We start from the raw sequence: 12,683 nt of genomic DNA, 5'->3' as shown, positions 1-12,683 counted from the left end.
GTTCGAGAAAAACTGGTCCGCAGCTCAGCAACACCGGCCTGCCTAATTCCCTCGGTTATGAGATTCGTGGAACAGGGGCAAGGTCAGTCTTCTGGCTATCAGGTATCGGAATCCCATCCCTACGCTGACCACGTTTTCTGCGTCCGAGAAAGATTGCCGGCCGTAAGCCTTGCCGAGTCCCGAAAATCCAAGGACAGACCATCGCGGCTGGATATCCCAACGCAATTCGACCTCCGTGGCAATGGCGTTGCGGTCCTGGTAACGCGCCTTCTTTACGCCACGAAGGTCAATATAGGGCTGGACAAAGAACGGTACGTCTCCTGTCGAGAAACGCGTGTCCGCTCTGAGTCCCAGGACGAATGCCTTACCAAGAGGTAGCCAAGTGTAGCCGCGCGCCGCATACATGTTGTAATTCTGTGTGCTGCCTATACCGTCGCGAGCGAATTGGGTTTCGATTTCGGCAAAGCTGCCGCGGTTAGGAAAGAAAATGTTGTCCCGAGAATCGTAGTCGATCACAAGGCTCGCCGCGCTGATACGCTGGTCCCGACCTTGACCGGTCACATCAGACGGGTTCTGTCCGAACTTGAAGGTCGCGTTGGCATCGAAGAAGATATAGCGTGGCCCAGCGAACCATCGGCTGTTTCCAATGCGGACCAGTAGCTGCTGGAAGAGTCCGATCCCATCCAGTTCATACGCACGCGCCTGATTTGCCACGCCGAAGTAATCCAGATTCGCATCGACTTTGGCGACACCACCAAGATAGCGGTATCTGTCGTTATCCCAGCTATGGAAGTGTGCGACCGCGCCTGCCCACGTACCGTTATCGGTGTAAGCACCCCCGAGCACCGTGATGTTCGGCGGCGCCCGCTCCTGCCCAAGCTCTTTCGCTCGTGTCTCGCTTTCCGCGAGGGACTCGGAGAAGAACAGGAGCCCGATACCGACACCGAATCCGACCGCCGGCTCGGTAATCACAAACGGGACGGGCAACGCACCCTTGTGTTCGAGTAGATAGTTGCTGAGATCAAACGCCCCGTCTTCCGGGTCGCGAAAGCTCGGCGAGCCCGATTGTGCACTCGCACAGATCGGGAGGAACGAGAGCAGCAAGGACATGGCTGCCAGCAGTAAGGAACTCCGCCTGAAAGCGACATCTCTCATACGCCCACCCAGATCCGTAGTTCGCTTCAATTCCCGCGTGTCTGCAACATGGAAATCCGATCGATTCCTTTCGTCTATTGGACCAAGGACCATTGCTGGCCGCGTGTGTGCCACCTACATGTTGCGGCCATGCCTCGCGCCTGACTGGAGGGCCCGTGATGAAGGACAGGCTCTATCGCCCCAGGTCCCGCTCAAGTGCTGAAGCAGCCATCGACAAGGCGTAGCCTGTCGGGGCGATGCCGCGCCCGAGAAATACGGCAGAAGTACGGCCGGCGCTAGCGTGACATCATCAGAACGCTTCGTTGATCTGAAAATAGACGCCCTTCGTGTTGCGGCCAACGCCGGCATCAAAGCGAACGTTCACGCGCGGCTTGAATTCGAAACGGTATCCGACACCAGCATTCGGCAACCAGTGCGCGGAAGTGAGCGCGCCCGGATTGGGAGCCACTGCCCCCGTACCGACCCAGAACACCATGCCCTGCCGCCCGACGATGTGCCATCTGTACTCCGCCTGGACGCCTGCCATGACCTTGTCCCGGAATTGGCCAAGAAAGTAGCCGCGCATGCGCTTGTTGTTACCGAGCGTTGCCATCATGTCCCACGGCACATCCCCAAAATTGAAGTTCCCGTAGAGATCGAACGCCAGCACATCGCGCTCGCGCATCCGGAAATACTTGTTGGCGGTGATCTCGAGATTTTCCATGTCAGTATCGCTGCCCAGTGCACGCCGATACACCGTGGCATTGGCCAGCAACGACTCGCCACGGTAGGGATTCGGGATGAAGTCGCGCGTGTCATAGGAGAAATGCGCGCTGATCCCGGAACTCAGTACGCGCGGACCGTGTGGATCCGTCGCCAGCGCGCTTTCCGCGCCACGCTCGAGTTTGGTGGCGTTGTCATACTGCAGGCTATATCCAGCCCCCATATAGACGTTCGGCGCGACCCGGAACAGGATCTTTGGCTGTAGCGCCACGGTTTGGCGCGTATAGGATTCCTTGTTGGCGCTGTCGATGGCGTTGTTGTAGCCGATACCCCAATATGCCGTCGGCATGTTGATGAGGTCCGCTTCGATTGTGACGCGGTAGCTATCGTCCGCGAAGAACGTATTGTTCTCGACCGATATGCCGTAAGCCCCCTTGACAGTGCCGAAGCCGCGGATCGACAGCGTGGAAAGCTGCGTCTCCGCCTCCGCACTCTTGGGCTTGTAGAGTCCGATCGCTGCCGCCCCGATTCCGAACCCCATCTCCGGGTTATAGAACGGCCCGGGCAGAACGCCCCAGTCGATGCCCTTGCTGACGTCCACCTCCTTGGACGCGCCGAGCTTGTTGAGAAGCCTGTCAATCCACCCTTGCTTCTCACTGTCGTCTGCTTGATTGACCTCGGCCGAGATGGCCGTAGCGCACCACAGGCCGATCACGAGTATGCAGGTGGTCTGTGGATGCGCGCGCATGAAGTCTTTCTAGAATCGGAAGAAGCCGGTCGCAATAATATTGTTCCGGTTGTATCCGTAACCGAACTCCATGATGAACCCCAGACTGCGGTTGACTGCCCAGCTCACGCCTGCCGATCCACTCCAGGCGCCGACCACACTCTGATTGATTTCGTAATTCAGCCGCGCTGTCTGGCCGCCAGCATCTTGGATCGGGACGTCAAAATGGCCAGTGATCTTGGCATGAGTCCTGAAATAGGTCACACCGACAAATGGCGTCAATAGGCCCAGACCTGGGCCAAGGCGAAAATTCCAGCCGATGCGCGGGCCGATGTTGATGGACTGCACAGGCGTCTCTGACATCGTAATGTCCGAAACGGTATAGGTTACGGGCAAGGAGAAAAAAAGCTGCTTGTACGTGCCAACCAGCGTAAAGCCACCACCGAAGGTGTGGCCGCTATAGTTCGCGAATTGCGTGGGCAGCTTGATGGGGTTGGAACACTCTGGACGAGGCCGACTGCCACCGCAGCCGATATTGATGCCGAAGAACTGCTGCAAGTCCGTCTTGGACGAGAACGAAATGTCGATCGCCCCATTCCCCTCGATGGTGCCGAGCATCCCATAGACATTCAAGAACGGAAATATCCACGCTCCGATCTGGAACTGATTTGAGACGTTGTGAAGTTTGGATTGCTGAAACTGGACGAAGTCCGCTGCGCGTAGAGGATTGCTCCCCGCGGAAACCGCGAGGTCGCTAAGCTGATACCGCTGGTATCCGTTGTAATAGGAATAGCCGATGTTGTATGGATTCGGAAGGTTGTAGCCTTTATCGATCACGCGCTGCGCAAAAAACGGTAGTGCTCTGTCCCACTCCTTCGGTGCCTCGGGCGCGGGCTCCGCAGTGCCTACCGGCCCGACAACGCCCCGATAGGGTCCAGATTCCGTGTCGGGGCTGGCCGTAGTCGCTCCGGCACCGCCATCGCTGCCTGCAGTCCAGGCGTGCGCCGCGAATGCACTGACGGCAAAAGCCAGGAAGACAAGGTAGCGAGGGAGCGCTCCGCGCAATACTGATCTGCCCATGTGACATTCCCGTCCGGTGGCCAACTCCGCGTTGCCTCTGCGTCCCCCGTGTGGGGTTCGATCGTGTAGCCCTTTGGAGCGGCCGAGCCGTTTGAGGCAGTGCTGGCGCTCATCCTGGTCTTCAGATGAACGTTGCACGCAGCACAAGACGTCGGGTGAATGGCGTCTGACAGAACGACAGAACACGAAACCAGACGTCCCGGCACCAGTAGCGCGAGTGGTCTCTGTCAGCGGTTGAAGTCCAGCACGATGCGACCTTCGATCTGGCCGGCCTTCATGCGGTCGAAAATACTATTGATCGAGTCCAGTTTCTCCGTGGATACCGTGGCTTTCACCATACCGCTCGAGGCGAATTCGAGTGCTTCCTGCAGATCGCTACGCGTGCCGACAATGGAGCCACGGATAGTGATGGCCTTGAGCACCACGTCAAAGATCGGGGTGGGGAAGTCTCCCGGAGGCAGGCCGTTCAGCGAGATCGTGCCACCGCGCCGCACCATGCCGATGGCCTGCGAGAACGCCTGCGGCGAGACTGCGGTGACCAATACGCCGTGCGCACCGCCAATTTCCTTCTGCAAGAAGGCAGCAGGATCGGTAGTGCGAGCATTGATGGCAACTTCGGCACCGAGCTTGCGCGCGAATGCGAGCTTCGCGTCGTCGATGTCGACGGCGGCCACACGCAGGCCCATTGCCTTCGCATACTGTACGGCCACGTGGCCCAGACCGCCGATTCCAGAGATCACCACCCACTGCCCTGGTCGTGTGTCGGTGACCTTGAGACCCTTGTAGACCGTCACCCCAGCGCACAGGATCGGCGCGATTTCGATGAAGTCGACATTCTTCGGCAGCAGACCGACATAGTTCGGATCGGCCACCACGAACTCGCCGTAGCCACCGTTGACGGAGTAGCCGGTGTTCTGCTGCTTCTCGCACAGCGTTTCCCAGCCCTGGAGGCAGTGCTCGCAGTAACCGCAGGCGCTGTAGAGCCACGGCACGCCGACGCGATCCCCTTCCTTCACGCGTTTGACATTGGCACCAACTGCCGACACGAATCCCACGCCTTCATGGCCGGGAATGAATGGCAGCGACGGCTTGACCGGCCAGTCGCCCTGCGCCGCATGCAGATCGGTGTGGCAGACGCCGGACGCTTCGATCTTGACCTGGATCTGGCCAGGGCCAGGCTGCGGCACGGGCACTTCGTCGATCGTCAGAGGTGCGCCGAACGCGCGCACGACTGCGGCTTTCATCATGGCTGGCATATGTGGCTCCTTCTACAGGTGGCGCGTCGTCGACAGCGGGAAACATGCCATAGGCACGCGGCGTCCGACGCCAGAGTCATGATATGAATCAGGATCCGGATGGTCCAGAACTGAACACGGACTGTGGATCGAGACCGTGGCCCCGGACTACCAGAACCCCAGAATCTTCCACCAGATACCGCCTACCACGGCGAAGATGACAAGTTCAAAGACACACATCACCGCGCCGACCCGCCACCATTGCCCCATCGTCACATACCCGCTGCCGAATATGATCGGCGATGTGCCGGTGGCGTAGTGGGTCAGCGTCATCATGATCGCCGAGCCGGCGGCCATCATCAGCATGAAAGGTGCGATGTAAGCCGACGGAATCAACTGCGCGCCCACTGTCAGAAAGGCCAGCATCATCGCGCTGATATGGGCAGTGGTACTTGCGAATAGGTAATGAGAAAACACGAACGCCAGCACCAATATGGCGGCAATCGAGAGCCAACCCATTCCACTGGCAGCAATGGCATCGCGCATATCGGCCGAGAACCATGCGATCACGCCAAGCTTGTTGAGCTGCTCCGCAAGCATTACCAGAGCGCCGAACCAGATCAGGGTGTCCCAGGCGCTCTTCTCCGATAACACATCGTCCCAGTCGATCGTGCCGGTAATGATCAACGCGAACAGGCCGAGAAAGGCGACCACCGTCGGGTCGAGCGTGAACGTCGGCCCCCAGATCATTGCCGGCACGTTGGCCCACAGAATCAGCATCATGGCGAAGACACCAATCATGACGCGCTCTTTGCCACCCAGGGGGCCCATGCGAGCCAGCTCGCCCCTGGCGTATTCGATCGCGTTGGGGGTCGCCTTCAGTTCGGGCGGACAGAGCACGAGAATGACAAGCGGCATCAGAAGCAGGCAGACCAGGCCGGGCAGCAGCATGCACAGCGCCCAGGTGGTCCAGCTCAGGTGAAGCGACTGGCCACTGGCCTTGGCCACGTAGTCGACGACCAGGGGGTTCGGCGCGGTGGCGGTCACAAACATGGCCGAAGTGATCGGGTTGGCGTGGTAGTTGACCAGTGCCAGATAGGTACCGACCTTTCCCTGTGTCCCGTTAGCCGGATCAGATTCGAAAGCGCCGGCAATCGACCGCATGATCGGGTGCACGATGCCGCCGCCGCGCGCGGTGTTGCTGGGCGTGAATGGCGCCAGCACCAGCTCGCAGATCGCCAGCCCGTAGCCGATGCCGACTGTCCGCTTGCCCAATAGCGCGATGAACATCAGGCCTATGCGACTACCCAGCCCGGTCTTCTTCAGGCCGCGCGAAATCAGGATGGCCACAACGATCAGCCAGATCAGCGGACTATCAAAGCTGCTCAGCGCATCGGCAATGGCGCCCTTGGACGAGTTCGAGGTCACTTGCGCCAGTGACACGATCACGATTGCCATCATCGCCATCACACCGATCGGCATCACCTTGAGAATGATGGCGACGATCGTGGTCAGAAAGATGGCGACCAGATCCCAAGCGTTGTCCTTCAAACCAGCCGGCGTCGGTGTGAGCAGCAGTGTGACAAGCACAACCGTGGTGATGATGGCCGGCGTCAGCCGAAAAGGCACCACGGACATGAAGTAGCGATATGTCGCGACGATCTTGGCGAACATCTCCGAACCTCCTCGAAAAGGACACGGCGAAATGAAGGCAGCCAAAGTCTCCGCGTCTGCCGACACGATCTTCTGACACGAACAGCTCTACCCGGCTGTGCCGCGCGCTTTCCATACTCAGAAAATCCTGATGGAAGGATTCCGCGAGCGGAAGTGAATCTTTTCGAAAATTGGATGAAAAAACTAAAAACCTGGAATCCTTCGGCCGTGATGCCGGGACGACGGCGGCCTACCGTCAGGGATCAGGCTCGCCCGACGAAAGGGACGACGGTTCATCTTGCAGCGCCGGCTGCACACTATTTTGGAAGCGCCCCGCGTGGACATATGATTGATCGGGGCTCCGGCTGGTGAGCGTCAATATGCACGTGGGACCGAGCATCCACGCGTGCCGCAAGCAGCACCTTGCCTGCGTATGCTGACTTCGCACGACAAATCGCCTTTGGCATGGGGGAAGATCGGCCATGTCCAGGTGAATGAACAAGTCATTTCTGACCAATCAGTAGACGTTTCATCAGCGGGAATCATGGGCCATTCACAGAGTTCAGCTACTTACTGGTCGATGGATCGGCGCATGAAGAAGTCGTGGCTTCGGCGGGCGTTACCTATTCTGGCCCTGCTGGTGGCCATAGATATCCTGGTGAATGTATGGCAGTCCTACTATGACTTTCGTGCAATCAACGCCTTGGCCGCCCGGCTACTGGATGTGCAATCTTCCCTGATGGCCGGACGTATCGCAGATCAGTTTCGCGACGTAACTGCGTTAACGAGCGGAACGGAGCGCCTGCTCGATACGGGCACACTCACGGACGCCACACTTGTCAATCTCACCGAGGCTCTGGATAACCCATTGAGACGCGCGCTGATCGGGGTGTTCGATCCGCAGGGTGAGCATCTGCTTGCCAGTTCCCGTCCGGGCTTCATGAACGAAGTGCCGCCGCTTGACCAGATTTTGGCAAGCGTGCGAGCCAATCCGTCAAACGCCGTCATACTCCCCGTCGCGTGGGGCGAGCGTGGCGCGGTCGTGCTCGCCAAAGGGCATCAGAACCGGGCGATGAACCTAGATGCGGTGGTCGTCATCATCCTGACCTACGAACGCCTTGTGCTTGACGGCGTGAACCTGGCACCCGGCACCTCCGTTCTGCTATTGGATAGCGAACACCGCCTGGTGATGCGTGATCCGGAGCATCCGACACTAGCCGTTGGACAGGTCCTGCGCGAAGATCGCGGGCGGGCCGGACCAACAACCGCAACGCAATATGCTTCCTCGCAAATCGACGGTATCGAGCGTTTGGTGTCCACACGAAGCATTGCGACACGGCTGACCCCCGACCACTGGACGGTGGCGGTCGGATATTCGGTCAGCGATTTCCGGGAGGGCTTCTGGCGGAGCACCTACATCAATGCGGCCGGCGCCGCTGTCATGCTTCTCATGTTGCTGAGCGGCATTCTGCTGATCCTCCACGAGCGTCGTCTGCAGGATCGGGTCGAGAGGTTCGCGAGCATGGTGTCAACCATCGTCAAGAACATGCCGACGCCCGTTGCCGTAGTCGACCATGACACGGAACAGATCCTCCTGACTAACGAAGCCATACTGGCGGACTTCGGCGCTGTGGCCGGAGCGGGGCAATCATTCTCCCGGCTCTTTGCGAACGCCGCAGACTGGTCGCAGGTATGTACGACCCGTATGGATGAAGCCATTCCCATGCTTACGCGCGACGGAACGCGATACATGCTGGTGCATTGTGCTCAGCTTGAGTTTGGAGGTGAATCAGTCGCGTCAAAAGCGGTACTTGTCACACTGGTCGACGTCAACAGCCAGCAACAGATGCTCAAGGAGTTGCGAACCCAAGCCGACCTCGATGCACTGACCGGGCTCGCCAACCGCCGCTATTTCGAAAACGCAGCCCAGAAGGCAGTCATGCACACGCGCAAGCAAGGCAGTGCCTTGTCGATACTCGCGCTCGATCTTGATCTATTCAAGCGGGTGAATGATACCTACGGCCATGCCGCTGGCGATCGCGTTTTACAGGTGGTGGCGCGGCAATTCGAGGGCGCATTGCGTAGCACTGACCTTGGCGCGCGTATAGGCGGAGAAGAGTTCACCGCAATCCTGTTTGATACGGCACTGGGACAGGCGCAGGTGATCGCCGAGCGCATCCGCGCCGCCATCCAGAATACGCCGATCATTCTTGAGTCCGGAGAAGCAATCACGCAGACCGTGAGTATTGGCATCGCGGCGTACCGCGAAGGCGAATCCGACCTCGCGGCAGCGCAGGAACGGGCGGACGCCGCCCTCTACAGCGCCAAGGCAGCGGGGCGAAACCGCGTTCATGTGTATGTGCCCGAGACGTCTGCGCCCCAAGATGCCGGCTAGGTACGGAATGTCGGTTTGACCATCGCAAACTGCCGCCTGGCCTGGGTGGCTCTGGATACGCATGGGGTGCGGACGACAAATGTAGGCAGAGAGCCTCACCCAGGCATCACATTGCAGACGAAGCGCCTGAGACTATTCTTACTCTGATCCTCTGCTTTCCTGGCACTTGAAGGTGCGGCGCTCGCCCGCTTTTCAGCCGACCCTTGGCTCCCTTCCGTCCATCCTGGGGTACGAAATGATCAAGCGCATCACAGTTGTTTCGGCTTCGGTTGCCCTTGGGTGTCTCGCGACGGTCGTACCAGTCCTCACCAGCCTCTATGTCGCGAAAAAGGACGTCGAACGACGAGAGCGTGCCGAGATTAAGGACTTCGCCAAAAAGGCGATCATGCGCGCGGAAGTTGTCACGTCCCAGGCCTTTGCCGCCCTCAATGATCTTGACCAACAGCCGGGTGCGCCTTGCTCGCCCCCCAACCTCGAACACGCGGCACGCGTGATCTACAACTACCGGTACGTTCAGGATGCGGGTGCGTACGCCGATGGGCTGTACCTCTGCTCGCCACTGCTCGGCGACGTGCGCGCGAAGGACCTGACGTTGCCTCCCCCGGATTACCGGAGCAACGAGGGATATTCCATGTGGTTCAGGCGGAGGAGTCCGCTTAGCAACGAGCGCAATGACCTCCAGATCGGACGCAACGGCCGTTACGTCTCCATTGATCGCGGCTCCTACGTCGACCTGATCGACCCAGCCAAGCGCCCCATCGCGGCAATCCAAACCGCCACGGGAACGCTGATCGCCGTCTCGACCGGCGCCGACCCAGGCGACATGCTCAACGCCTGGAAGCAAAGTGGCAACGTGAAGAGTGACGAATGGAATTACGCCGTAGCCCAGTCTTCAACACGACAGATCGCCGTCGTTGTGAAATCGCCGCGCAGCAGTATCGCCGGCAACTGGCCGAAGTTGCTGGCTGCCTGGCTTTCCATTGGCGTCACTGCGGGCGCATTGCTTGGATGGCTTGCGTACAAACGCATCTCCTGGCAGTTCTCATTCCCGGCAACCCTTGAATGGGCCATTTCACGGCGCAAGATCGACGTTGTCTATCAGCCCATCGTCCGCATCGCCGACAACGAATGCGTAGGCGTCGAGGCGCTCACAAGGTGGACCCTTCACGGTCAGGCGATTTCACCCGAGGTATTTGTGCGAGTCGCCGAGGAGAATAACCTCATCCAATTTTTGACAGACGTCGTCCTCGAGAAGACGATCGCGCAACTTGGCAAGATGCTCGTCGCGAATCCCACGTTCTATGTCTCGATCAATGTGAGCAGCGAGGATCTGCGCAGCGTACGCTTCCTTAACCTGCTCACGTCGTCGCTTGCCGGGACGGGCATCACCCCTCGGCAGATCCGAATCGAAGCGACGGAGCGCAGTTTCATGAATACCGATGAGACACGGGGTGTCATTGCCGCGTTCAGGGCAGCGGGCCATCCCATCTACATTGACGACTTTGGAACGGGCTACTCGAGTCTGTCCTATCTGCAATCCTTCGAGATTGACGTTCTGAAAATCGACAAGTCGTTCGTCGACACGATCGAGCAGGACACCGCCTCAAGTGTTGTCGCTCCCCACATTATCGCGATGGCTCATGACATGGGCTTGGAAATCGTCGCTGAAGGTGTGGAGTCGGCCGTTCAGGTCGCATGGCTCCTCGAAAGAGGCGTGCATTATGCGCAGGGATGGTATTACGCCAAGCCGATGACGGCGGCCACACTCGCGACATGGCTCAGCAAAGCTCATGCGCCACGCCAGGCAGTCAGCCTGGCAACAACTTAGAAGACCGATGCGCATCGATGCCATTGGTATGACTCGGCGAGACAGCCAGGCGGCTAGAGAGCATTGCGCTGGACGTGTCACGGGCCTAAAGAACCTGGAGCGCAATCACTCTGAGCTGGTCGTCATAGGGTGTCCGTGACTCTTTGATTTGGACCCTCTCCTCAGCCGCGCCCCCGAAGCACCTGGCGCCCGTCTCTCTCGCGCTCAGGATACCGCCGCAAGGGACTCGCTCAGAGATGGCGATTGAGTACGGGCCCGGTCCAATGGGCGGGCCGGGCAACGAGCGAAACGCGTGGGACTTTTAAGGGACCAGAGAGGGACGCGAAGGGGTGCAGCGAAGGACCACAACTACGGCCAGAGAATCGCACCCCAGAAAAAACAAAACCCCGGAAGACCGCGATCTTCCGGGGTTCGCCGCCAATACGATGTAGTGGCGGAGACGGAGGGATTCGAACCCTCGATCCAGGTTTTGGCCCGGATGCTCCCTTAGCAGGGGAGTGCCTTCGACCTCTCGGCCACGTCTCCCAAACTTGCGTTGTGCGAGGGAGCCGCACAACGAAGCGCGTATTCTAGCGAGGGTACCGCTACTGGTCAATGAAAATTCGATGACCCGCAGCAAAAAATGTCACGCCCCGCCGGAACGTTTTCAGTTCCGGATCACGCCTGATCCAGCTCGAACACCTTGTGCAGCGCGCGCACGGCGAGCTCCATGTACTTCTCGTCGATCAGCACCGAGATCTTGATTTCCGACGTGGAGATCATCTGGATGTTGATGCCCTCTTCCGACAGCGTGCGGAACATCTTGCTGGCGATGCCCACGTGCGAGCGCATACCCACGCCCACCACCGACACCTTCGACACCTTCGGGTCGCCCGACACGCTCTCGGCGCCAATATGGCCCTTCACGTTGTCGTTCAGGATCGTCAGCGCACGCTGGTAGTCACCGCGCGGCACGGTGAACGTGAAGTCGGTCTTGCCGTCCACGGACTGGTTCTGGATGATCATGTCGACGTCGATATTGGCGTCGGCGATCGGGCCCAGGATCTGGTAGGCAATGCCCGGCTTGTCCGGAACGCCAAGGACAGTGATCTTGGCTTCGTCACGGGCAAAGGCGATGCCGGAGATGACGGCTGCTTCCATTTCAGACTCTTCCTCAAAAGTAATCAGCGTGCCCGAATGCATTTCCTGTTCGAGCGGCATCAGGGGGTCGGTCAGCGACGACAGCACGCGCGTCTTCACGCGATATTTGCCGGCAAACTCCACCGAACGGATCTGCAGCACCTTCGAACCCAGGCTGGCCATTTCCAGCATTTCCTCGAAGGTGATCTGGTCCAGGCGGCGGGCGTCTTCGACCACGCGCGGATCGGTCGTATACACGCCATCCACGTCGGTATAGATCAGGCACTCGTCGGCTTCAATCGCCGCGGCAATGGCCACGGCCGAGGTATCGGAACCACCGCGACCCAGTGTCGTGATGTTGCCGTCGCCGTCAATGCCCTGGAAACCCGTGACCACGACCACCTTGCCGGCATCCAGGTCACCCAGGATGCGCTCGTCATCGATCGATTCGATGCGGGCCTTGGTGTAGGACGAGTCGGTCTTCACCGGCACCTGCCAGCCCGTGTAGCTGACCGCGTCGATGCCTTCGCCGTGCAGCGCGATGGCCAGCAGGGCCACGCTGGCCTGCTCGCCAGTCGACGCCAGCATATCGAGTTCACGCGGGTCCGGCTGCGCGGAGATTTCCTTGGCAAGGCCCAGCAGGCGATTGGTTTCGCCCGACATGGCCGAAGGCACCACGACAACGCGGTGACCGGCGCGGTGCCACTTGGCCACGCGCTTGGCGACATTCTTGATGCGTTCCGTAGAACCCATCGAAGTGCCGCCGTATTTGTGAACGATGAGAGCCAT

The 12,683-nt window shown here is 59.4% G+C and carries 8 protein-coding genes and 1 tRNA gene; 2 read left to right on the top strand and 7 right to left on the bottom strand.

What is annotated here, in order from left to right; genetic code table 11:
- Positions 1-42: 42 nt before the first annotated feature.
- The 5 genes from B2246_RS05575 to B2246_RS05555 form a co-directional block, all read right to left on the bottom strand.
- Positions 43-1,110 carry a BamA/TamA family outer membrane protein gene (locus B2246_RS05575; protein WP_286964023.1) on the bottom strand — a complete coding sequence of 356 codons (1,068 nt, stop codon included), beginning with the start codon at positions 1,108-1,110 and terminating at the stop codon, positions 43-45.
- A 334-nt stretch (positions 1,111-1,444) separates the two neighbouring features.
- Entirely contained in the window at positions 1,445-2,605 is a 1,161-nt protein-coding gene (locus tag B2246_RS05570; RefSeq protein WP_008644561.1) for a BamA/TamA family outer membrane protein, read from the bottom strand.
- Positions 2,606-2,614: 9 nt separating this feature from the next.
- Positions 2,615-3,664, bottom strand: coding sequence for a hypothetical protein (locus B2246_RS05565; protein WP_286880226.1), 1,050 nt, complete (start codon positions 3,662-3,664; stop codon positions 2,615-2,617).
- Positions 3,665-3,891: 227 nt separating this feature from the next.
- Entirely contained in the window at positions 3,892-4,920 is a 1,029-nt protein-coding gene (adhP, locus tag B2246_RS05560; protein WP_008644559.1) for an alcohol dehydrogenase AdhP, read from the bottom strand.
- 147 nt (positions 4,921-5,067) lie between these two features.
- Complete coding sequence (locus B2246_RS05555; protein WP_286880225.1) at positions 5,068-6,573, bottom strand: DASS family sodium-coupled anion symporter; 1,506 nt, start codon at positions 6,571-6,573, stop codon at positions 5,068-5,070.
- A gap of 412 nt (positions 6,574-6,985) precedes the next feature.
- On the opposite strand from B2246_RS05555, the gene B2246_RS05550 reads away from it, so the two are divergent.
- A complete protein-coding gene (locus tag B2246_RS05550) occupies positions 6,986-8,947 on the top strand; it encodes a diguanylate cyclase (RefSeq protein WP_286880224.1) in 1,962 nt (653 codons plus the stop codon).
- Between the two features lie 235 nt (positions 8,948-9,182).
- Positions 9,183-10,775, top strand: coding sequence for an EAL domain-containing protein (locus B2246_RS05545; protein ID WP_286880222.1), 1,593 nt, complete (start codon positions 9,183-9,185; stop codon positions 10,773-10,775).
- Positions 10,776-11,206: 431 nt separating this feature from the next.
- Here B2246_RS05545 and B2246_RS05540 read toward each other — a convergent pair.
- Positions 11,207-11,300, bottom strand: a tRNA-Ser gene (locus B2246_RS05540).
- 132 nt (positions 11,301-11,432) lie between these two features.
- Positions 11,433-12,683, bottom strand: a complete 1,251-nt coding sequence (locus B2246_RS05535; protein ID WP_008644554.1) for an aspartate kinase — start codon at positions 12,681-12,683, stop codon at positions 11,433-11,435.

The organism is Cupriavidus sp. UBA2010, from assembly GCF_002335265.1.
In the GTDB taxonomy this organism is placed as follows: domain Bacteria; phylum Pseudomonadota; class Gammaproteobacteria; order Burkholderiales; family Burkholderiaceae; genus Cupriavidus; species Cupriavidus metallidurans.
This window is presented reverse-complemented; position numbering and strand designations above follow the sequence as displayed.

Coding starts and splice junctions, on each gene's coding strand:
- B2246_RS05570 (WP_008644561.1), bottom strand. CDS start 2,605: ATGCGCGCGCATCCACAGACCACCTGCATACTCGTGATCGGCCTGTGG.
- B2246_RS05545 (WP_286880222.1), top strand. CDS start 9,183: ATGATCAAGCGCATCACAGTTGTTTCGGCTTCGGTTGCCCTTGGGTGT.
- adhP (WP_008644559.1), bottom strand. CDS start 4,920: ATGCCAGCCATGATGAAAGCCGCAGTCGTGCGCGCGTTCGGCGCACCT.
- B2246_RS05535 (WP_008644554.1), bottom strand. CDS start 12,683: ATGGCTCTCATCGTTCACAAATACGGCGGCACTTCGATGGGTTCTACG.
- B2246_RS05555 (WP_286880225.1), bottom strand. CDS start 6,573: ATGTTCGCCAAGATCGTCGCGACATATCGCTACTTCATGTCCGTGGTG.
- B2246_RS05565 (WP_286880226.1), bottom strand. CDS start 3,664: ATGGGCAGATCAGTATTGCGCGGAGCGCTCCCTCGCTACCTTGTCTTC.
- B2246_RS05550 (WP_286880224.1), top strand. CDS start 6,986: ATGCTGACTTCGCACGACAAATCGCCTTTGGCATGGGGGAAGATCGGC.
- B2246_RS05575 (WP_286964023.1), bottom strand. CDS start 1,110: ATGTCCTTGCTGCTCTCGTTCCTCCCGATCTGTGCGAGTGCACAATCG.